The organism is Thiobacillus denitrificans DSM 12475, from assembly GCF_000376425.1.
In the GTDB taxonomy this organism is placed as follows: Bacteria; Pseudomonadota; Gammaproteobacteria; order Burkholderiales; family Thiobacillaceae; genus Thiobacillus; species Thiobacillus denitrificans.
Window position 1 is genome coordinate 169,319 of sequence record NZ_AQWL01000001.1, and the last position, 19,903, is coordinate 189,221.

The 19,903-nt window shown below is 63.9% G+C and carries 20 protein-coding genes; 4 read left to right on the forward strand and 16 right to left on the reverse strand.

Annotated elements, in window-relative coordinates; genetic code table 11:
* The first annotated feature begins 96 nt into the window (after positions 1-96).
* Both B059_RS0100875 and B059_RS0100880 read left to right on the forward strand, forming a co-directional pair.
* Complete coding sequence (locus B059_RS0100875; protein WP_018076351.1) at positions 97-432, forward strand: c-type cytochrome; 336 nt, start codon at positions 97-99, stop codon at positions 430-432.
* A gap of 9 nt (positions 433-441) precedes the next feature.
* Positions 442-765: a c-type cytochrome gene (locus tag B059_RS0100880; RefSeq protein ID WP_026177209.1), complete on the forward strand. Its 324-nt coding sequence runs from the start codon at positions 442-444 to the stop codon at positions 763-765.
* Between the two features lie 183 nt (positions 766-948).
* On the opposite strand, the gene B059_RS0100885 is transcribed toward B059_RS0100880, so the two are convergent.
* From B059_RS0100885 to B059_RS0100900, 3 genes are all read right to left on the reverse strand, one after another.
* Complete coding sequence (locus B059_RS0100885) at positions 949-2,226, reverse strand: mechanosensitive ion channel family protein (RefSeq protein ID WP_018076353.1); 1,278 nt, start codon at positions 2,224-2,226, stop codon at positions 949-951.
* A gap of 105 nt (positions 2,227-2,331) precedes the next feature.
* The gene (locus tag B059_RS0100890; RefSeq protein WP_018076354.1) at positions 2,332-3,681 is read right to left on the reverse strand and encodes a KamA family radical SAM protein; all 1,350 of its coding nucleotides are present in this window, start codon (positions 3,679-3,681) and stop codon (positions 2,332-2,334) included.
* A gap of 657 nt (positions 3,682-4,338) precedes the next feature.
* Positions 4,339-5,262 carry a histone deacetylase family protein gene (locus tag B059_RS0100900; protein WP_018076356.1) on the reverse strand — a complete coding sequence of 308 codons (924 nt, stop codon included), beginning with the start codon at positions 5,260-5,262 and terminating at the stop codon, positions 4,339-4,341.
* Between the two features lie 125 nt (positions 5,263-5,387).
* Between B059_RS0100900 and B059_RS0100905 the strand changes: the two genes are divergently transcribed.
* Positions 5,388-8,066, forward strand: coding sequence for a bifunctional acetate--CoA ligase family protein/GNAT family N-acetyltransferase (locus B059_RS0100905; RefSeq protein ID WP_018076357.1), 2,679 nt, complete (start codon positions 5,388-5,390; stop codon positions 8,064-8,066).
* A gap of 74 nt (positions 8,067-8,140) precedes the next feature.
* On the opposite strand, the gene B059_RS0100910 is transcribed toward B059_RS0100905, so the two are convergent.
* The 13 genes from B059_RS0100910 to B059_RS0100970 form a co-directional block, all read right to left on the reverse strand.
* The gene (locus B059_RS0100910; RefSeq protein WP_018076358.1) at positions 8,141-10,027 is read right to left on the reverse strand and encodes a diguanylate cyclase; all 1,887 of its coding nucleotides are present in this window, start codon (positions 10,025-10,027) and stop codon (positions 8,141-8,143) included.
* Positions 10,028-10,281: 254 nt separating this feature from the next.
* Positions 10,282-10,716 (reverse strand): DUF1841 family protein, encoded by a 435-nt coding sequence (locus B059_RS0100915; protein WP_018076359.1) that lies wholly within the window; start codon positions 10,714-10,716, stop codon positions 10,282-10,284.
* Entirely contained in the window at positions 10,709-11,341 is a 633-nt protein-coding gene (nth, locus tag B059_RS0100920) for an endonuclease III (protein ID WP_026177210.1), read from the reverse strand. The genes B059_RS0100915 and nth overlap by 8 nt, the downstream gene beginning before the upstream one ends.
* Positions 11,342-11,363: 22 nt before the next feature.
* The gene (locus tag B059_RS21075; protein ID WP_018076360.1) at positions 11,364-11,516 is read right to left on the reverse strand and encodes a hypothetical protein; all 153 of its coding nucleotides are present in this window, start codon (positions 11,514-11,516) and stop codon (positions 11,364-11,366) included.
* Positions 11,513-12,190, reverse strand: a complete 678-nt coding sequence (locus tag B059_RS0100930; RefSeq protein WP_018076361.1) for an electron transport complex subunit E — start codon at positions 12,188-12,190, stop codon at positions 11,513-11,515. The genes B059_RS21075 and B059_RS0100930 overlap by 4 nt, the downstream gene beginning before the upstream one ends.
* Positions 12,187-12,840: an electron transport complex subunit RsxG gene (rsxG, locus tag B059_RS0100935; protein ID WP_018076362.1), complete on the reverse strand. Its 654-nt coding sequence runs from the start codon at positions 12,838-12,840 to the stop codon at positions 12,187-12,189. Before rsxG ends, B059_RS0100930 begins: the two co-directional genes overlap by 4 nt.
* Positions 12,837-13,871, reverse strand: a complete 1,035-nt coding sequence (gene rsxD / locus B059_RS0100940) for an electron transport complex subunit RsxD (RefSeq protein ID WP_018076363.1) — start codon at positions 13,869-13,871, stop codon at positions 12,837-12,839. Before rsxD ends, rsxG begins: the two co-directional genes overlap by 4 nt.
* Before the next feature lie 23 nt (positions 13,872-13,894).
* Complete coding sequence (gene rsxC, locus B059_RS0100945; protein WP_018076364.1) at positions 13,895-15,559, reverse strand: electron transport complex subunit RsxC; 1,665 nt, start codon at positions 15,557-15,559, stop codon at positions 13,895-13,897.
* Positions 15,556-16,122 (reverse strand): electron transport complex subunit RsxB, encoded by a 567-nt coding sequence (rsxB, locus tag B059_RS0100950; RefSeq protein WP_018076365.1) that lies wholly within the window; start codon positions 16,120-16,122, stop codon positions 15,556-15,558. Before rsxB ends, rsxC begins: the two co-directional genes overlap by 4 nt.
* Positions 16,122-16,697 carry an electron transport complex subunit RsxA gene (rsxA, locus tag B059_RS0100955; protein ID WP_018076366.1) on the reverse strand — a complete coding sequence of 192 codons (576 nt, stop codon included), beginning with the start codon at positions 16,695-16,697 and terminating at the stop codon, positions 16,122-16,124. The genes rsxB and rsxA overlap by 1 nt, the downstream gene beginning before the upstream one ends.
* Positions 16,698-16,794: 97 nt before the next feature.
* Positions 16,795-17,784, reverse strand: a complete 990-nt coding sequence (locus B059_RS0100960) for a PDC sensor domain-containing protein (RefSeq protein ID WP_018076367.1) — start codon at positions 17,782-17,784, stop codon at positions 16,795-16,797.
* Positions 17,785-17,794: 10 nt separating this feature from the next.
* Positions 17,795-18,463 (reverse strand): histidinol-phosphatase, encoded by a 669-nt coding sequence (locus B059_RS0100965; RefSeq protein ID WP_018076368.1) that lies wholly within the window; start codon positions 18,461-18,463, stop codon positions 17,795-17,797.
* Positions 18,464-18,500: 37 nt separating this feature from the next.
* On the reverse strand, positions 18,501-19,169 hold the full coding sequence (locus B059_RS0100970) for a YecA/YgfB family protein (RefSeq protein WP_018076369.1): 669 nt from the start codon (positions 19,167-19,169) through the stop codon (positions 18,501-18,503).
* 56 nt (positions 19,170-19,225) lie between these two features.
* Between B059_RS0100970 and B059_RS0100975 the strand changes: the two genes are divergently transcribed.
* The gene (locus tag B059_RS0100975; protein ID WP_018076370.1) at positions 19,226-19,894 is read left to right on the forward strand and encodes an energy-coupling factor ABC transporter permease; all 669 of its coding nucleotides are present in this window, start codon (positions 19,226-19,228) and stop codon (positions 19,892-19,894) included.
* Positions 19,895-19,903: the final 9 nt, after the last annotated feature.

A 19,903-nucleotide genomic window follows, 5' to 3' on the forward strand; every position in this document is an offset into this window, starting at 1 on the left:
CCTGTCCCCGGTGGCCTGTCCGGTTTTATAATCGGACGCACACCCCGCGTCGGATCGGGTCGCAACGACAATTCAACCAGAGGGAGCGAGAGGAAGATGAAACTCACCACGATGACGTTGTGTGCATCCGCGCTGCTGCTGTTGACCGCACCGGTTCAGGCAGCGGGCGACCCCAAGGCCGGACAGCTTAAAACCTCGATGTGCGCCGGTTGTCATGGCATTGCCGGCTGGCGTACCGCCTATCCCAGCGTATATAGCGTTCCCAAGCTCGGTGGACAGCACGCCGATTATATCGTGGCGGCCCTCAAAGCCTATAAAAGTGGCGATCGCAGCCACCCCAGCATGAAGGCCATCGCGGGCAGCCTGTCCGAGCGTGACATGGATGATCTTGCAGCGTATTACGCATCGTCGTACAGCGGCGCTGCCAACTGAGGAGGCCCCATGAAAAGAACATTGCTCATCCTCGCCGCGGTTGCACTGGGCACTTCCCCGGCCGCACATGCCAAGGGCGACTACGAGGCCGGCAAGGCCAAATCGGCCACCTGCGCTGCCTGCCACGGCGTGGACGGGATCAGTGCCGTGGCATCCTTTCCCAAACTGGCGGGCCAGCACCGCGATTATCTCTACCATGTGCTCAAGGATTACCAGTCCGGCAAGCGCAAGAACCCCATTATGGCAGGCCAGGTACAAAACCTCTCCGATACCGACATGCGCGATCTGGCGATGTATTTCTCCAAACAGAAAGGGCTGACGCTGAAGTATTGATTCAGGCGGAAAGATAGCGGGCGCGGCTGGACAGGCCGCGCCCGTTTTTTATTGAAGCGACTGGAGCGGAAAAGAGCAGCGGTTTGCGATCCTGAAAAGGCAGTCCCGGCATGCCCGGCCGGCAGTCTGCCTGTGTCGTCCTGGCTTTCCCGGACGCGGTGATCGCCTGCAACCGGGCGCCTGTCAGTCCTGGTTCAGCCCCTGGCGTAACTGCAATCCGGTGGTAAGGTCCTGACCCGTCGGCTTCTGGTAAAGGCGCAAATCAAACTCAGGGAGCATGGCGAGCAGATGATCAAAAATATCGCTTTGGATGCCTTCGTACTCAATCCAGGCAGTTGACGCGGTGAAGCAGTACAGTTCCATTGGAATGCCTTCCGAGGAGGGTTCCATCGCACGGACCATCAGTGTCATGCCCTGGTGAATCTTCGGATGCTGCCTCAGGTAGGCATGGATATAGGCCCTGAAGGTGCCGAGGTTGGTCAGGCGCCGCTGATTGGCGGGGGCTTTTGCCAGATCGCCCAACGTGCGGCTTGCCGCGCTATTGGCGCCATCAAGCTCCTGCAGCTTTTGCTCGAGGTAAGGCCTGAGCAGGGCAATGTGCTGAAGGCGTTCCACGTCTTCCGGTTTGAGGAAGCAAACAGAGCCTGCATCCAGTCGAATGACGCGCTTGATACGCCGCCCGCCCGACTCGGACATGCCACGCCAGTTGCGAAAGCTCTCCGACATCAGGCGCCAGGTAGGAATGGTCGTGATGGTTTTGTCCCAGTTCTGCACTTTGACCGTGTGCAGGGCAATGTCGATCACATCTCCATCCGCGCCCAGCTGTGGCATCTCGATCCAGTCGCCTACGCGCAGCATGTCGTTGGACGCCAGTTGCAAGCCAGCCGTGAAGGACAGCAAGGTATCCTTGAAAACCAGCATCAACACAGCCGACATGGCGCCCAAACCGGAAAGCAGAATCAGGGGTGAGCGGTCGATCAGCGCTGCAATGATGACGATGCCGCCCAGCAACATCAAACCCAGCTTGGCCAGCTGGATGTGGCTCTTGATCGAGCGGGTTGATGCGGCCAGGGTGCCGGCTGATCTTTCATACTCCTCGTGCTCTTCGTGGAGCGCATCCAGGAAGGCCATCAATACCCGGACGATTTGCAGGACGGTCACCGCCACGGCCACATTTCTGATAATGCTTACGGCGGCAGCGGGCAGATAGGGAATGGCGGCTACGGACATCTGGACCACCAGGGACGGCGTGACCTTCTCCAGGCGGTTGAGGACATTGCGGTGAAGGACGACGCGTGTCCAGCGTGCCTGCATGGCCTCGATCCAGCGACTGAACCCATGCAGCAGGATCCAGTGGACGACAAGTCTGGCGCCATAGGCCAGCAAGACCATCAGCACCAGGCCGGCGATGGCCTGAATCGCTTCGGGCTGTTCGGTCAGATAGGCAATTTCAAGCTTCATTGCGGAAAGAGATCGGGCATGTAAGAACGGTTTGTGGCGTATCGCCGGCGTTAACGGCAGTCAAGCCGAGGCGGGATCGCCGGCGACGGGCTGGGGCGCCGGACATTATTCATAGTCCTCAGGATGCCCCTCTTCCAGATTTTCCCGGTAGTCCTGTTCGAATTCTTTCTGATAGAAAAACCGTTCTTCGCCAAAGGCGGGCTTGAGATCGCTCAGCCAGGTGGCCTGTTCGTCATAACGGGCAAAAAAGGGCCGGTGCACCCAATCGGGGTTGCGGGCCTGAATGAAGCGCAGTTGCAGAACTTTTTCGCCCATGACTTCGCTGGTCCCCAGCACCTGTACCTTGCCGGGGTTGGCGGACATGCTGGGGCCGCGTACGGTACGGCAAAGCCCCCCTACCTGCCGGTAGGCTTCGCGGAAAATTTCCCAGGCACGTACCAGGGGTACGTTGAAATAGTGCTGGGCGCCAGTGTCGCGGGCGATGAACATGTAGTAAGGCACACAGCCCAGATCTACCTGTTCATTCCACATCTGGATCCACAAGGCCGGATCGTCGTTGATGTGCCGCAGCAGGGGCGACTGGGTGCGGATGATCGCCCCGGCTTGCCTGATTTGTGCAATTGCCTGGCGTACCGGCTCGGGCGCCAGTTCCCTCGGATGGTTGAAGTGGGCCATCAAGGCAAGGTGCTTGCCGTTCTCCCCGACCTTGCGGAAGAGCGCCAGCAAATCCTCTGTGTCGTTGTCGCTCAGGAATCGGTAAGGCCAGTAGCTGAGCGCCTTGGTGCCGATGCGGATGCGGCGCAGGTTGGGCAGATCGGCTTCGAGCAAGGGCTCGATGTATTGGGCCAGGTTGCGCGCCGACATGATCAGCGGGTCGCCGCCGGTGAACAGCACATCGGTGACCTGCGGATTGGTCTGGAGATAATCGATCAGGCGATCCACTTCACGGCTGGCAAACTTGAGATCGGAGAGCCCGACGAACTGCGGCCAGCGAAAACAGAAGCTGCAATAGGCGTGGCAGGTCTGGCCCTGGCTGGGAAAGAACAAGACGGTTTCCCGGTACTTGTGCTGCATGCCGTCGAGGTTCTCGCCGTCGAGGCTGGGTATGTTGTGGCTGATCTGTCCGGCCGGATGCGGATTGAGCTGCAGGCGGATACGGTTTGCGGCGGCCTTGAGTTCGGCGCGGTCGGCGCCGCCTTTCAGCAGGGCTGCCATTTCCTCGTAGTGATGGGGCAACAGCATGTCACGCTGGGGGAAGGTGAGCAGGAACAGGGGGTCGGCAGGCACCCGGTCCCAGTCGATGAGATGGTCGACAACAAAATTGTTGGCCTTGAAGGGAAGGACGTGCCCCACCACTTCGATGTCGAATTTTATTTCTTCGGGCAGCCGTTCCATCTGCGGGATGTCGCGGAAGTTATTCAGGGAATAGGCCTTGTATCTACAAGATTTCTGCATGTGGCAATTCCATTTCATTTTTGGTTGGCCGGATACCAGGCAACGGGACGGCATGCTGCCCAGGCCTGGCTTGTTCCGGATAGAGGATGAGCGGAGGAAACGGGGCCGCGATGCCGTGGCTGTGCTTTTGTAACCGGCTGAACGGACCGATGGACCGTGTTATACCGATGCGGATGAAATCCCCTGCGTGTCGGGAATGATCTCGAAACAATGTCCGGCCGGCTTGGGAAAGGGTATGGCCTGCCTCCTGTGCGAGAGGGGCGTGTGTAAACGGCGTGGTATATACCCAGAAAATAGTTTTATAGAAATCATTATTCAATGATAACACTTCTGGATACAGGCGCTCCCCGCCAGTACCGGCTGACCTGAGCTCACCTTTAAGCCCTGGCGGGCCTTTCTCATGAATTCACCGCTGCTGCCCGAAATGCCGCCTCATCATTGGCGCGGTACGCCAGTATTCACGTGTACTGGAAGTGGCACTGGAAGGGCGCAGTGCGGGTACGGGCAACCCTGGTCGATGCGTTATAAGGATGCCGTGATTCGGCTAGCGGATACCGAAAGGATATGCGCTGACGCTTGCTGGTTGGCTGCAACCAGCCGATCCTGATTGCCTCTCCGCACCCGATTCAGGGCATGGCTGATTCAGCCGCGAGGCGGTTATAAATCCGCCAGAGTCTTGATGTGCACCGCCACGCTGCGTCCCAGGGCGCTGAGGTCGTAGCCGCCTTCCAGTACCGAGACGATGCGCCCTTCGGCGTGGCGCGCAGCCACGCCCATCGCCTGCTCGGTGATCCAGACATAATCCGCTTCGACCAGGCCGAACTGCGCCATGTCGTCCTCGCGGTGGGCGTCGAAGCCGGCGGAGAAAAACAGCATCTGCGGCCGGAAGGCTTCCAGGCGCGGCATGATTTGCGTGCTGAAGGCTTCACGGTAGGCGGGGCCGCCGGTGCCGGCGGGCAGCGGCACGTTGACGATGTGCGCGCTGGCGCTGTCGGCGCCGCTAAACGGGTAGAAGGGGTGCTGGAAGGTGGAGCACAGCATCGCGCGCGGATCGTTCCTGAAGATGTCCTCGGTACCGTTGCCGTGATGAACGTCGAAATCGACGATGGCGACCCGTTCCAGGGCGTGCGCTTCCAGGGCATGCGCGGCCGCCACGGCGACGTTGTTGAAGATGCAAAACCCCATGGCCTGGCTGCGGGTGGCGTGGTGTCCGGGCGGCCGGCAGGCGACGAAGGCGCTGGCCACTTCGCCGCGCATCACCAGGTCGACCGCCATCACCGCGCCGCCGGCCGCATGGTAGGCGGCATCCAGACTGTGCGGGTTCATGCCGGTGTCGGGGTCGAGCGCGTGGAAGCCTTCGTAGGGCGAGGCGGCCTCGATGGAATCGATATAGGCGGCGTCATGCGCTCTGAGCAGCTGGCTGCGGTGCACCAGCGGGGCTTCGTGGTGGATCAGATAATCGAACAGGTGGGCGGCATGCAGCCGGTCATCGATGGCGCGCAGACGCAGCGGGCTTTCCGGGTGCCAGTTGCCCATGTCGTGCTTGAGGCATTCGGGGTGGGTGATATAGGCGGTGTGCATGGCGAGTCAAGGTGCTGAATGGCTCAACTATACGCCCGGCGAGATGGCGCTGTAACGGAGGATGGCCTAGGATAGGGCATCCCCGATCCGGCCGCTGCGCCGCCGCACGCCGTTCTCACGAAGCCATGTCCCAACACTATCTGCATCCCCTGTTCAACGCCCGTTCGGTTGCGGTCTTCGGTGCCAGCGAACGCGAGGATTCGGTCGCTGGAACCCTGTTCCGGAACCTGCGCAAATCCGGCTACGGCGGCCAGGTTTTTCCGGTCAACCCGAAGCACGAGACTGTGTTCGGCGAGCGCTGCTATGCCAGCGCCGGCGAGTTGCCGGCGGTGCCCGAGCTGGCGCTGATCGCCACCCCCGCGCCGACTATCGCACCGATCATGGAGCAATGCGGGCAGCGTGGCATCCGCCATGCTGTCGTGCTGTCGGCCGGTTTCCGTGAAGTGGGCGCACAGGGCGCGGCGCTGGAAGCCGTCGTGACCCGCACAGCGAAGCAATACGGCATTCGCTTCATCGGCCCCAACTGCCTGGGCATCCAGCGGCCGGCTATCGGGCTGAATGCCACCTTCAGCCAGGGCACCACCCTGAACGGAGACCTGGCGCTGGTGTCGCAGTCCGGCGCGATCTGCACCGCGATGATGGACTGGGCGGAAACCAACGGCATCGGCTTTTCCAGCGTGATCTCCACCGGTGCGTCGGCCGACCTGGATTTCGGCGAAATCCTCGATTACCTGGCTTACGACACCCAGACCCGGGGCATCCTGCTCTACATCGAAGGCATCCGCGACGCGCGCCGCTTCATGAGCGCGCTGCGGGCGACGGCCCGCTTCAAGCCCATCGTCATGGTCAAGGTGGGGCGCCACGCGACGGGGGCAAAGGCGGCGCAGTCGCATACCGGCGCGCTGGTGGGATCGGACGCGGTGTTCGATGCCCTGGTGCGGCGCGCCGGAGTGGTGCGGGTCAACACCATCGTGCAGCTATTCGCCTCGGCGCGCGCGCTGTCCAGCCACATCCGGCCCAGCGGCAACCGTCTTGCCATCGTCACCAACGGCGGCGGCCCCGGCGTCATGGCGACTGATCTCGCGGTGGATCTGGGTGTGCGCATGGCGGAGCTGTCGCCGGCGACGCTCGATGCGCTCGACGCTGTGCTGCCGGCCAACTGGTCGCACGGTAATCCGCTCGACATCATCGGCGACGCCGCCGCCGGGCGTTACCGCGCGGCGGTGGGCGCCTGCCTCGCCGACGACAACGTCGACGGCGTGCTGGTGATGCTGACGCCGCAGGCGATGACCCGGCCGACCGAGGTGGCCGAGGCGGTGGTGGAGGTGGCGAAGACCTCGCACAAGCCGGTGCTGACCTGCTGGATGGGCGAGGCGCAGGTACACGCGGGACGGCGTCTGTTCAAGCAGGCCGGCATTCCGTACTTCACCACGCCGGAGCCGGCGGTCGAGGTGTTCTCCTTCCTTTCTGCCTTTTACGAGAACCAGCGCCAGTCGATGCAGACGCCGGGACCATTGTCACAGCAAACCGAGCCGGACGCGGAAGGCGCCCGCCTGATCGTCGAAAGCGCGCTGGCGCAGGGCCGGCATCTGCTCAACGAGGTGGAATCGAAGGCGCTGCTGGCGGCTTTCCGCATCCCGATCGCGCCGACGTTGATCGCGCGCAGTCCCATGGAGGCCATGCTGATGGCGCAGCAGATCGGCTTCCCGGTGGTGATGAAAATCAATTCGCCGGACATCACCCACAAATCCGACGTCAATGGCGTGCGGCTGGGCTTGTCCAGCGGCCAGGCGGTGCGCTCCGCTTTCAGCGAGATGCTGGCCGATGTGAAGCGGCTCCGTCCCGACGCCACCCTGGACGGCATCGTCATCGAGCCCATGGTGATGCGTCCGCACGCCCGCGAAGTGTTGCTCGGCATGATCTCGGACCCGGTGCTGGGGCCGGTGATCGTGTTCGGTGCCGGCGGCGTCGACGTCGAAGCCCTGCAGGATCGTGCGGTGACGCTGCCGCCGCTGAACCGTTATCTGGCGCACGACCTGATCCGGCGCACCCGCGTCGCCACCCTGCTGGGCGCGTTCCGCAACCGCCCGCCGGTCGACATGGACGCGCTGGAGAACGTGCTGCTGCGACTGTCGGAAATGGTCTGCGAATTGCCCTGGCTGGCCGAACTGGACATCAATCCGCTGCTGGTGGACGAACGCGGCGCACTGGCGCTGGATGCCCGCATCGTCATCGCTCCCCGCGTGCCGACGGCCGACCGCTACGGCCACATGGCGATCCACCCCTACCCGGCGCATCTGCTGACCTACTGGCAATTGCCCAATGGCAATGACGTCGTCATCCGCCCGATCCGCCCGGAAGATGCCGAACTGACACAGAAGTTCGTGCGCAGCCTGTCCGAGGAAACCAAGTATTTCCGCTTCATGGACGCGGTGAGCGAGCTGTCCCCCGCCATGCTGGCGCGCCTCACCCAGATCGACTACACGCGGGAAATGGCACTGCTGGCGCTGGCAGAAATCGACGGTGGGGAAGTGGAGCTGGGCGTGGCGCGCTATGCCATCAATCCGGACGGTGAGTCCTGCGAATTCGCCCTGGTGGTCGACGACGTGTGGCAGAAGCAGGGGATCGGCCACAAGCTCATGGATGTGCTGATGGACGTGGCGCGCAGCATGGGCCTGAAGACGATGGAGGGCGAGGTGCTGAAAACCAACCGTCCGATGCTGAAACTGGCGGCAGGCCTGGGTTTCCGCAGCGAGCCGCATCCGGAGGACGATACGGTGCAAAGGATTGCGCGCACCTTGTAAGTGGTGATCCGGGCGGTTTCCGCCGGATCACGGGTTCAGGGCCGGCGGCCCTGCGCGGTGGCCTGCTTGCCGCGTCAATGGGGCAGCGGGTGCTGGCGAGTGCAGGTCCGGTTGCGCCCGGCCTTCTTGGCCGCGTAGAGCGCCTGGTCGGCGGTGCTGACCAGCGAATCGCTATCCGCGGTGCCGGCTTCCCGGGCGGCCACGCCGATGCTGGCGGTGATGGTTCTTGCCGCCTGCCCGATGGTGACTCTTTTCGCTTCCAGGGTGGCGCGCAGGCGTTCCGCCGACAGCAGCGCGGCCTTGAGGTCGGTGTTGGGGCAAATGACCAGGAACTCCTCGCCGCCGATCCGGCAGACGCTGTCCCCCCGGCGTGCCGACATGCGCAGGGTGTCGGCCGCCTCGCGCAGGACGTTGTCGCCCGCAGCGTGGCCGTAGGTGTCGTTGATGTGCTTGAAGTGGTCGATATCGATCACCATCACCGCAAGCGGCGCACCGGAGCGCGAAGCGGCATTCCACGCCTGTTCGAGCTGGTCCATCGCCGAACGGCGGTTGGGCAGCCCGGTCAGCAGGTCGGTCAGCGCGGCATTCGCCAGCCGCCGGTTGGCCACGGCCAGCTCGGCGGCAATCTGGCGCAGCTGCGTGCGATCCTTTTCCCAGGCGTTTTGCAATTGCACCAGGCGTTGCGCAGCGTTGAGCCGCGTACGCAGCCCCTTGGCGCTGATGGTGCTGGGCGCGTAGCCATCCGCGTCGACTTCGTAGGCACGCATCAGCTGCGTTTCGCAGTGATCGTCGGCCATCAGCAGAATATGCATGCGACGGCCTTCTTCGGTCGCGCGCAAGGCCTGGCACAATTCCGGGCCGTCGAGCTGCGGCAGGTTGTAGTGCGCGATGATGACGTGCGGCAGCACTTCCATCGCCAGCGCCAGAGCCGTGTTGCCGTTGTCTGCCGGATAGACGATGTGGCCGCTGTCTTCGGCCAGCAGCGCCATGGTTTTGCGGCGGCTGAAGGCATTGCCGTCTGCCACCACGATGCGCAGCGGCGACTCGTTTTCCGCGGTCCCCGCATGACCATGGATGATTTCGGCAAAAGGCGGCAGCCTCGTCGTCGGAATCTTCAGCAGCGCGCCCCAGTCATGCCAGCTGGCGATCACGCCGTCGATGAAGCCTCCGGCAGCTTCCCGCGGGATGTCGAGTCCGGCCGCCAGCGCCATCCATTCCCGTGCCAGTTGCTGGCGCCTGGCGGCATCTGCCAACCCGAGGTTGGCGAGCAGGTGCGACAGCCGCAGCATCAGCGTCAGGCTGCTGGTCCGCGAGTCGTGGGGAAAACAGGGGTGATCCGGGTTCTCATAATGGGCGAGCGGCTCGGTGAAGACTTTGGGAATGCCCCAGTCGGTCAGCATCACGATGCCTAGTTCGCTATGGTCGGTTTCCAGGCGGGCGCGTTCCTGGGCAAGGATCGGCTGCGCGGGATCGGCATGATGCGCCGTCAGGACCGCGTTGTAATCGTCGGGGTAGGCGGTCGCCAGCGCCAGTTGCCCCACCTGGGCCAGCAGGCCGCAGACGAACAGCTCGTCGGCTGCGGCTACCGGTATCCGCGCGCCCAGCGCCTGCATGGTCAGCCCCATCAGCAGCGAATGTGCCCAGTATCCCTGGTAGTCGAAGGCTTCGCACGCGCCGGCGCGATACTGGTCCAGCAGCGAAAACCCCAGCGCAAGCTGGCGTACCGTCGCCATGCCCTGGCGCACCACGGCTTCCTGCACCGATACTACCGGGCGCACGCCGTGCGAAGCGACGTTCGCCAGCTTGATCAGCCGTCCGGACAGCGCGGGGTCGGTCTGCACCACCCGGGCAATTTCGCTCAGGGTTGCGTTCTCGCGCCGGGATAACTCAAGCACGGCCAGCGCCACCCCCCGTGGACTGGGCAGCTGGCCGCTGATTTTGAGTTGTTCAACCTGTGTCATCAATCAACCTGTTTCGGTGAAGCGAAGGGATGCCGTCGCGGATTGGCAGATCCCGGCCAGAATGCCTCGCGGTCGCCATCCGCGTGGCGGCAGCTTCAGGCTGAATTCGTGCCGGACTATCGATGGCCGTGTGGGAGCGGCCAGCATGCAGCGAGGCATTCCGGATGCCGCTGTCATGTTTTCAGCAGTGTTATCGACAGGATTTCGACAAAATGAAGCCTGCTGTGCGAAGTCCGGGCGTTGCCGGAAGGCCGTCAGGCGAGGCCGAGCTTTTGATCCAGGCAGCGTAAATACGCCGCCGAATCGAATGCCGTGCGGTAGCGCTGTACCTGCCAGATCATTTCCGCGAGACAGTCCATGATGTCGTGCTGGGCGGCCATGGCGTCGCCATGCCGGCCGAGCAGCCGCTGGTAGCGGTCGCGGATCCCCGGCGGCTGGTCGACCGAGAGCTGCTCGGCGATCGCCAGGTGCATGGATAGATGCAGAAATGGGTTGGTTTCGCCGGACTCGGGCAGGTAGTCCCGCTCTTTATGGCGCTCGGGCCGATCGAGCATGGCGTGGTATTCGGGGTGCGCCAGCACGGCGTCGAGCGCCGGCTGTTCTGCGCCTGCCAGCGCCTGTCCGGCGCGGTATTTCGCCCACACGTCGAAGAAGAACTGACGCGCCTGGTCGCGGCTGGGATTAAACACGCTTGTCCTTGTACTCGCACAGATCCGCAATGATGCATTCGGGGCATTTCGGCTTTCTGGCCTGACACACGTAGCGGCCGTGCAGGATCAGCCAGTGGTGGGCGTCGATGCGGAATTCGGCGGGGATGGTCTTGAGCAGCTTTTTTTCCACCTCCAGCACGGTCTTGCCGGGGGCCAGGCCGGTGCGGTTGGCGACGCGGAAGATGTGGGTGTCGACCGCCATGGTCGGCTGGCCGAAAGCGGTGTTCAGAATCACGTTGGCGGTTTTGCGCCCCACGCCGGGCAGCGCTTCGAGCGCGGCGCGCTCGGCGGGAACCCGGCTGCCATGCTGCTCGACCAGCATCCGGCAGGCGGCGATGAGATGCCTGGCCTTGCTCTTGTAGAGGCCGATGCTCTTGATGTAATCCGCCAGACCCGCTTCACCCAGCGCATAGATGGCTTCGGGCGTGTTGGCCACCGGAAACAGCCTGCGCGTCGCCAGGTTCACCCCCTTGTCGGTGGCCTGCGCCGAGAGCACCACCGCCACCAGCAGTTCGAATGGCGTGGCGTACTCAAGCTCGGTGGTGGGATGCGGATTGGCCGCGCGCAGGCGGCTGAAGATTTCGCGACGTTTGGCTGGATTCATGGCGAGCGTGGCATGCGGCGCGTCACTGCGTATCGAGCGACTTCTTCAATGCCTGTTTTTCGGCTTGCCGCTGGGCACTGGCCGGTTTTTCATGTGCGCCGGCACGGCGCTGGATCGCCAGTGCGACATAGGGATTGCGCGGCTTGGGAACGCGTTTTTTCAGCGGCGGCTTCATGCCGCAACCGGCACGGCTGCGCGGGCGCGCTGTTCGGCGCGCGCCTTGTTCCAGTTGTTCGCGGCGATCAGCAGCCCCAGCGCTATGAAGGCGCCGGGTGGCAGGATCGCCAGCAGAAAGCCCTTGTAGCCGGGCAGCAGGTGCAGCACGAATTGCTTGGCTTCCTCGCCGAACACCAGGTCGATGCCGGACAGCAGCGTACCCTGTCCGGCGAGTTCGCGGATCGCGCCCAGCACCACCAGCACCAGCGTCAGGCCCAGGCCCATCGCAATCGCATCGACTACGCTGTGCAGCGGGTGATTCTTGGAGGCAAACGCGTCGGCGCGCGCCAGCACGATGCAGTTGGTGGTGATCAGCGGGATAAAGATCCCCAGCACCAGATACAGCGGGTGCACGAAGGCATTCATCGCCAGATCGATCACCGTGACCAGCGCGGCGATGATGAGCACGAACACGGGAATGCGGATTTCGTTCGGCACGAAATGGCGCACGCCCGACACCGCCCCGCTGGAGGCGGCCATCACCAGCACGGTCGCCAGCCCCAGCGACAGCGCGTTGATGACGTTGTTGCTGATTGCCAGCAGCGGACACAGGCCGAGTAGTTGCACCAGCCCGGTGTTTTGCTTGATGAGGCCGTTGTGAAACAGGCTGCGGAATTCTGTTGCGGTGATCATGGTTGGGCTCCTGGCTCGGGCGTGGCCACCAGTGCGGCGCGGTGGCGCGCAAAATAGTCTAGCGCGCTTTTGACCGCCTTGACCACGGCGCGTGGGGTGATGGTGGCGCCGGCGCGGGCATCGAAGACGCCGCCGTCCTTCGCCACTTTCCAGTGCTTGGGCGGCGGGGCGGTCAGCGATTTGCCGGCAAACTGGTCGATCCAGGCGCTTTTGGCGCGGTCGATGTAATCGCCCAGTCCCGGTGTTTCGCGGTGCGCGGTGACGCGCACGCCGGTCACGTTGCCGTCGATGTCGATGCCGACCAGCAGGGCGATGTCGCCGCTGTAGCCGTCCGGCGCGACGGCTTCCAGCACCACGCCGCTGACGGCGCCGCCACGGCGGGCGATCCATATCGCCGAAGGCTTGCGGGTGCCGAGCAGCACGTCAGGCGGCGCGCTTTGCTGGCTGGCCAGCAGGTCGTTGTCGTACAGGGCGGCGGGCAATACCTGGCTGATGAGCGCGAATTTCTCCGCCTGCTGGCTGCGGGCGATGGTCGGCTCGGTGCGGTCATGGGTGAACGCCAGTATCGCGGTGCCGATCAGCGAAAATACGAGCAGGATGAGGCCGGTGCGCAGTGCATTACGCAGGGCCGCGCGGATTTGCGAATTCATGCGGGTGGTGCCTTGGCCTTTTTCGCACCGCCATAAATGCGCGGCTGGGTGTATTGATCGATCAGCGGCACGCACAGGTTCATCAGCAGGATGGCAAACGCGACGCCATCGGGATAGCCGCCCCAGGTGCGGATGACGATGGTGAGAAAGCCCGCGCCGAGGCCGAAGATCAACTTGCCGCGCGGCGTCGTGGCGCCGGATACCGGGTCGGTGGCGATGAAGAATGCGCCGAGCATCACCGACGGTGCGAACAGATGGAACCACGGTGCGCCGAAACGTCCGGCGTCGAAGAAGTGCAGGAAGCCCGCGGTGAGCCAGATGCCGGCGAGGAACGCCAGCGGCACCTGCCAGCTGATGATGCGCAAGGCCCACAGCACGAGGCCGCCGAGCAGGAACGCCGTCGCCAGCCACTCGAAACCGATGCCGCCGTAGTGGCCGAAAACCGGCTGCGTCATGATTTCATCGACGGTATGCTGCTGCAGCAGGCCGGTGCGCAGCGAGTCCAGCGGCGTCGCCATGGTGACGGCGTCGAGCGTGGCCTTCGACACGTCGCCACCGAAAATCACGCTCGCGCTTTGTGCCAGGGTAAGCGGCGCCGCGGTCAGTTCGAGCGGGCCCGCCCACTGCGTCATCTGCACCGGGAACGACACGATCAGCACCGCGTAGCCGACCATCGCCGGATTGAAGATGTTCTGCCCCAGGCCGCCATACAGGTGCTTGGCGACCACGATGGCAAACAGCGTGCCGGTGACGATCAGCCACCATGGTGCCAGCGCAGGCAGCGAGAGTGCCAGCAGCCAGGCGGTGACGACGGCCGACAGGTCGGTGAGAAAGGGTTGGGCCGGATAGCTGCGCGCTTTTAGCATCGCCGCTTCGGCGGCCAGCGCGGTGACGGTGGCGAGTGACAGGGTGACGAGGATGCCCGGCCCGAACACCCAGACGTACACCGCAATGCCGGGCAGCAGCGCCGCCAGCACCCAGGCCATGACCTGGGTGACGCTGCTGCGATCGATAATGAAAGGGGAGGGCATGATGCGTTTTCTTCCGTGACGCCTTAGGGTTTCTCTTCGGACTCCAGCGGTTGGTGCGCCAGCTCGCGGATTTTAGCCCGGCGCGCCTCGATTTCCTCGATCTCTTGCTGGGTGCCGGGCGACAGATGGTCGGTGTTCTTCGGCACTGTCCCGGCTTTTTTTGCCTGCGCGCGGGCGAGTGCGGCAGCGATCAGCGCTTTCTTGGCATCGGCTTCGCTGGGGGCGGCGGCGTCGGGTGCGGCGGCAAGCTCGGCGCGCTTGGCCTGGGCCTTGGCGGCAAGCTTCTCGGCTTTTTCCTTTTTCTCGCGCTCCTGCCGGAACTGGCGGAACGCGTGGCGTTCGCGCGCGAGGTCGGCGGCACGCTTGTCCTTTTCGCGAGTCCAGATTTCGCCCTTGGCGTAGCGGTAGAAGTCGACCAGCGGGATGTGGCTGGGGCAGACGTAGCTGCAGCAGCCACACTCGATGCAGTCGAACAGATGGTATTCCTGCGCACGGCCGAAATCGGCCGCCTTGGCGAAGCGGAACAGTTCCTGCGGCTGCAGTTCCGCCGGGCAGGCGTCGGCGCAGCGGGTGCAGCGGATGCACGGCAAAGCCTTGGGCAGCGGCGGGAACAGCTCGGCCGACTGCACCAGGATGCAGTTGGTGGCCTTGACCACCGGTACATCGAGATTCGGCATCGGCATGCCCATCATCGGTCCGCCCATCAGTACGCCGGTGGTGCCGTCGCGGTCGCCCGCCAGGGTGATCAGCGTATGCATCGGCGTGCCGATCAGCACTTCGAAGTTCTGCGGGCGCAGCACGTGGCCGGTGACGGTGACCAGCCGCGAGATCAGGGGTTCGCCATGGTGCACCGCGCGAGCCAGCGCGTAGGCGGTACCGACGTTGAACACCTGGATGCCGATGTCGGTGGACAGCTTGCCGGACGGGACTTCCCTGCCGGTGAGCACCTGGATCATCTGCTTGGCGCCGCCGCCGGGGTAGCGCGCCGGCACGACCACGATTTCCACTGCAAAATCCATCCGGGCCGCGGCCGCATGCATCGCGGCGACGGCTTCCGGCTTGTTGTCCTCGATGCCGACGAGGATTTCCGTGCTGCCCAGCAGGTGGCGCATGATCGCCACGCCCTGCAGGATCTCGTCGGCACGGGTGCGCATCAGCACGTCGTCGCAGGTGATCCACGGCTCGCATTCGCCGCCGTTGATGATGAGGGTGGGACAGTGCTGCGTCGCGCCAGGGTCGAGCTTGACCGCGCTGGGGAACACCGCGCCGCCGAGGCCGGCCAGCCCCAGGTCGCGCAGCCGTATGCGCAGGTCGGCCGGCGCCAGCGTCCGGTAATCGAGCGGGCCATGTTCTATCCATTCGTCGCGGCCGTCGGTTTCGATGCTGATGCACAGGTCGGGAAGACCGGAGATATGCGGCACCGGCTGCAGGTCGATGGCGGTGACGATGCCCGAGCTGGAGGCATGCACTGCCGCTGAGATGGTGCCGTCGGCTTCCCCGATCATCTGGCCTTTCAGCACCCGGTCGCCCACGTTGACCAGCGGTTTGGCCGGGTTGCCGATGTGCTGACGCAGCGGGATGACCAGTTTCCTCGGCAGCGGCGCGGCGTGGATCGGCCGTGCGTTCGACTCCGTCTTGTGCTCGGGTGGATGCACGCCACCCTTGAATTTGAAGAGTTCGCGGCTCATGCGCTGCTGTCTCCGGAAACCTGCTTCAGCATCACCACCGGATGCTTCCACTTCCAGTGCGGCAGATCTTCGGCGATCGGCACCATGGTGATGCAGTCGACCGGGCACGGCGGCAGGCACAGTTCGCAGCCGGTGCACTCGGCCGCAATGATGGTGTGCATCTGCTTGGCGGCACCGGAAATGGCGTCGACCGGGCAGGCCTGGATGCACAGGGTACAGCCGATGCAGGTCTGTTCGTCGATGAAGGCCACCGACTTGGGCTTGGGCGCGCCATGGCTTTCGTCGAGCGGCTTGGGTTCCACGCCGAGCAGGTCGGCCAGTTTTTTCACCCCTTCCTCGCCGCCTGGCGGGCACAGGTTGATGTCCGCCTCGCCCTTGGCGATCGCCTCGGCGTAGGGCCGGCAGCCGAGAAATCCGCACTGCCCGCACTGCGTCTGCGGCAGAATGGCGTCGATCTTTTCCGCCAGCGGGTTGCCTTCCACCTTGAAGCGGATGGCCGACCATCCGAGCGCCAGCCCGATCGCCACTGCGATACCGGCCATCACCAGAATGGCGGCAAGCATTATTTGACCAGCCCGGAGAAACCCATGAATGCGAGCGACATCAAGCCTGCGGTGATCATTGCAATGCTGGTGCCCTTGAACGGCGAAGGAACGTCACACGTCTCCATCCGTTCGCGGATGCCGGCAAACAGGATCAGCACCATGGTGAAGCCGAGCGCACCGCCAGCGCCGAAAAACAGCGATTCGACGAAGTTGTGCTGTTCCTGCGCATTGAGCAGTGGAATCCCCAGTACTGCGCAGTTGGTGGTGATGAGCGGCAGATAGATCCCCAGCACCTGGTACAGCACCGGGCTGGATTTGTGGATGAACATCTCGGTGAACTGCACGATCCCGGCGATCACCACGATGAACGACAGCGTGCGCAGATAGAACAATTCGGGGCCGAGCAGGTATTCGTTGACGAGATAGCTCGCACCGGACGCCAGCGTCAGCACGAAGGCCGTCGCCAGCCCCATGCCGATCGCTGCTTCCAGTTTCTTCGATACGCCCATGAACGGGCATAGGCCGAGTATCTTGGCCATCACGATGTTGTTCACGAACACCGTGGAAATAATGATGAGGATGTAGGTTTCCAAAACAGCCAGCCCAACGCAATACCACATTATCCGCCTTTAGGCGCGTGGGATTCAAGCGCCTAAAGGTAGGGATATTGTTTGGCGCACGGCCGGCCGGTCAGCCGAGGGTTTTTCCGCTGGCCCAGAAATCGTAGCCCTTGATCAAAAATTCGTCCCAGGGCAGATAGTGCGAACCGTCGCACGAGAAGGTGAGGCCGATCATGCCATTGAAGATGTTGAGCGAACCCCCGCGCAGATAGAAGGTCTCGTCCATGAAGCGCAGCGCGCGCAGGGTGTCGAGCACCGGACGGATCTTGTCCCTGGGGACCGCGGCCGTGTTCGGGTAGGGGCGGCGCGGGTAGGTAAGGCAGGTGTCGGGGTCGGTCAGCGCGTCGATGTCGAGCAGCCGGTAGTAATACGGATCGTCGACCAGCCAGATGGTGGCGCGGCTGCTGGAAAAGTGCAGCTTGCCGTGGAACACGCCGCGATCGCTCATCAGCTCTTCCATCACGCCGAGCACGGTGTCGATGTTGAGGTCCATCTGGCTGTCGCTGCGGGTCTGGTGGAATACCGCGCCGCGGATTGCCGGGTCGCCCTTGATCTGCCGCCAGTTGGTGGGTTCGTCGTATAGCTGGCCGGTGATCGGCAGGTCGCGCAGGTCGAAGTCGGCGCCGACGAAGCCGAGCACCTCGCCATCGTCGTTGCGCACGATCTGGATCGCGGTGAGCGATGGCCGCTTCATGCGCAGGCTGATATAGGCCTGCGACAGCAGAAAGCCCTGGTTTGGTACTGCTTCGTTCATGTAGGGGCGGTCGGAACGATCGCGCCCGAAATCCGTCTCGATCAGGCCTGTGTGGCTGATATTGTCGGAGAGCTGGATCGCATGGGTATCCAGCGCATACAGGTATTTGCACGCGGGCAGGGTCGTCAGCGCATGGCTCAGCGCGGCGTTGAGTCCGGCACGGCTCGGCCATGCCCGGCTGCACGCCTGTGCGGCCAGCGCCAGCGGCTCGCGCAGCATATTGGCGAGGGCGTCGCGCTGGTGGGCGACGCTTTCGGCGAGCGTGGTGGGGGACGGGGCGGAGTGGTGCGGGACAATGGGCTGCATGGCGTGCGGCCTAGCTGTGACGCAGCGAAATCACCGGCCAGCCCTTGCCCTCGGCGTGGGCGCGCAAGGTGGGGTCGGGGTCGACGGCGACGGGATGGCGGACTTTTTCCAGCAGCGGCAGGTCGTTATGCGAGTCGCTGTAGAACCAGCTGGTAGTGAGGCAGTCGAGGCGGGTGCCCTGGGTTTCGAGGAAGTGTTCGAGGCGGGTGACCTTGCCTTCGCGGAAGCAGGGGGTGCCGGCGACTTCGCCGGTGAAGCGGCCGTCGCGCTGCTCGGGTTCGGTGGCGATCAGGTGCGGGATGCCGAATTCGCGCGCAATCGGCGCGGTGACGAAACTGTTGGTGGCGGTGATGACGGCGACCAGATCGGCTTCGCTGAGGTGCCTGTCGACCAGGTCGCGTGCGGCCTGGGTGATCATCGGCCTGATGCGCGTCTCCATGTATTCGGCGTGCCAGGCGTCGAGCTGTTCGCGCGTGTGGGTGGCGAGCGGGCGCAGGGCAAACGCGAGGAAGGCATGAATATCCAGCCGTCCGGCCTTGTAGTCTTCGTAGAACGCGCGGTTCTTGGCTTCGTAGTGGGCGCCGTCGACCACGCCCCTTGCGATGAGGAATTGACCCCATTCGTAGTCGGAGTCGCCGGCGAGCAGGGTGTTGTCGAGGTCGAACAGGACGAGATTCATATTGGAATGCAAATTAAACGATTCAAGTTACAGGAATTCAGGCGCGCGGAGCCTGGCCGCGGTCGCGCCAGAAGTCGCGCAGTTCATAGCAACTCCAGATCGCCATCGCCACATAATCGTTGCGGCTGGTCTGGCGCTCTGCTTCCGTCCATTCTTCGGGCGGCGTCATCAGCACATACAGCGGGTCGAGCATTTCGTCGACAAAGGCTTCGTCCTTGCTGTCCGGCGGCAGTTCCCAGTCGGCTTCCCAGTGTTCCACCACCTGCAGGAATCCGGCTGCCCACAGGCTGGCATAAGGCGGAACGCCTTCGGCACCGAGCGCGGCGGCCTCGTTTTTCGGCAGGTCGGCCAGCAGGCCTTCCCAGTCCATGATGAGCGGGGACAGCGCGCGCGGGTCGGCCAGGGTGTCGATCGGGGCGGCGAGCGCACGCGCGATCTCGTTCCAGCGGCGGCCGAGCAGCGCTTCGAAGCGGTCGTATTCCGCGGCACCGGCAAACAGCGTTGCGGGGGCGTCGTGCTCGAACAGCACCGGCAGATAGCTTTCCGCCGCAATCGGGCGTGGCGCGCATTGCAGGGCCGTGACGAAGCCGTCGACGCCTTCGAGCGACAGCGGCGCGTCGGTGCGCGCGGCGGCATCGTCGATCAGGTCGGCCAGTTCGGCGATATCGTCGTCGCTGAGCGGTGCATTCTGGTTTCTGGTGGACATGGCAGGCTCGATGCGAAGGGCGCGGCAGCGCACGGGGCTTCGCGTAAAATTGATGGATGAATTTTACCGCGCTTGTGCTGCCGCAATCATTACATCTGTTCGGCTGGCTGGGGCTGGCCTTTCTGGGCTGGCGCTGGCTGGTGTCGGGGGATTGGCGCAGGCTTGCGCAGCCGGCGCGTCTGAATCTGTTTCTGGGCGCCACCGTGGCGGTGCTGGCACTGTGGCAGATCCGCACCGGGGTGAAGCCGGGGCTGGCGTTCCATCTGTACGGCATTTCGGCCATGACGCTGATGTTCGGCTTCTGGCGCGCGAGCTTTGCCGGGGTGCTGGTTCTGCTGGCCAATGCGGTGTTCGGGCGCGGCAATCCGGTTACGCTGGGGATCGATGCGCTGCTGCAGGTGGCGCTGCCTGCAGCGGTGAGCTGGGGCGTATTCCGCCTGCTGGAACGCCGCCTGCCGAATCATTTCTTCATTTATGTGCTGGGCAACGGATTTTTCGGTGCGGCGCTGGCCGTGGCGGCCGTCGGGCTGGCCACCACGGCGCTGATGGCGCTGGCCGGCGCCTATCCGCTCGACTACCTGCTGACGCAGTACACGCCGTATGCCGCGCTGCTGCTCGCCTGGGCCGAGGCATTTTCCACCGGCATGGCGATTACCATGATGGCGGTATACCGTCCGGCCTGGCTGGAAACCTTCGATGACGCGCGGTATATCCAGAACAAGTAAAGCTTTTAT

Excerpts from the sequence above, each read along its gene's own strand:
- rsxC (WP_018076364.1), bottom strand. The coding sequence starts at position 15,559 with ATGAGCCGCGAACTCTTCAAATTCAAGGGTGGCGTGCATCCACCCGAG.
- rsxG (WP_018076362.1), bottom strand. The coding sequence starts at position 12,840 with ATGAATTCGCAAATCCGCGCGGCCCTGCGTAATGCACTGCGCACCGGC.
- B059_RS0100910 (WP_018076358.1), bottom strand. The coding sequence starts at position 10,027 with ATGACACAGGTTGAACAACTCAAAATCAGCGGCCAGCTGCCCAGTCCA.
- B059_RS21075 (WP_018076360.1), bottom strand. The coding sequence starts at position 11,516 with ATGAAGCCGCCGCTGAAAAAACGCGTTCCCAAGCCGCGCAATCCCTAT.
- B059_RS0100905 (WP_018076357.1), top strand. The coding sequence starts at position 5,388 with ATGTCCCAACACTATCTGCATCCCCTGTTCAACGCCCGTTCGGTTGCG.
- rsxD (WP_018076363.1), bottom strand. The coding sequence starts at position 13,871 with ATGCCCTCCCCTTTCATTATCGATCGCAGCAGCGTCACCCAGGTCATG.
- B059_RS0100930 (WP_018076361.1), bottom strand. The coding sequence starts at position 12,190 with ATGATCACCGCAACAGAATTCCGCAGCCTGTTTCACAACGGCCTCATC.
- rsxB (WP_018076365.1), bottom strand. The coding sequence starts at position 16,122 with ATGCTTGCCGCCATTCTGGTGATGGCCGGTATCGCAGTGGCGATCGGG.
- B059_RS0100970 (WP_018076369.1), bottom strand. The coding sequence starts at position 19,169 with ATGTCCACCAGAAACCAGAATGCACCGCTCAGCGACGACGATATCGCC.
- nth (WP_026177210.1), bottom strand. The coding sequence starts at position 11,341 with ATGAATCCAGCCAAACGTCGCGAAATCTTCAGCCGCCTGCGCGCGGCC.
- B059_RS0100885 (WP_018076353.1), bottom strand. The coding sequence starts at position 2,226 with ATGAAGCTTGAAATTGCCTATCTGACCGAACAGCCCGAAGCGATTCAG.
- B059_RS0100900 (WP_018076356.1), bottom strand. The coding sequence starts at position 5,262 with ATGCACACCGCCTATATCACCCACCCCGAATGCCTCAAGCACGACATG.
- B059_RS0100880 (WP_026177209.1), top strand. The coding sequence starts at position 442 with ATGAAAAGAACATTGCTCATCCTCGCCGCGGTTGCACTGGGCACTTCC.
- B059_RS0100960 (WP_018076367.1), bottom strand. The coding sequence starts at position 17,784 with ATGCAGCCCATTGTCCCGCACCACTCCGCCCCGTCCCCCACCACGCTC.
- B059_RS0100965 (WP_018076368.1), bottom strand. The coding sequence starts at position 18,463 with ATGAATCTCGTCCTGTTCGACCTCGACAACACCCTGCTCGCCGGCGAC.
- B059_RS0100875 (WP_018076351.1), top strand. The coding sequence starts at position 97 with ATGAAACTCACCACGATGACGTTGTGTGCATCCGCGCTGCTGCTGTTG.
- B059_RS0100975 (WP_018076370.1), top strand. The coding sequence starts at position 19,226 with ATGAATTTTACCGCGCTTGTGCTGCCGCAATCATTACATCTGTTCGGC.
- B059_RS0100890 (WP_018076354.1), bottom strand. The coding sequence starts at position 3,681 with ATGCAGAAATCTTGTAGATACAAGGCCTATTCCCTGAATAACTTCCGC.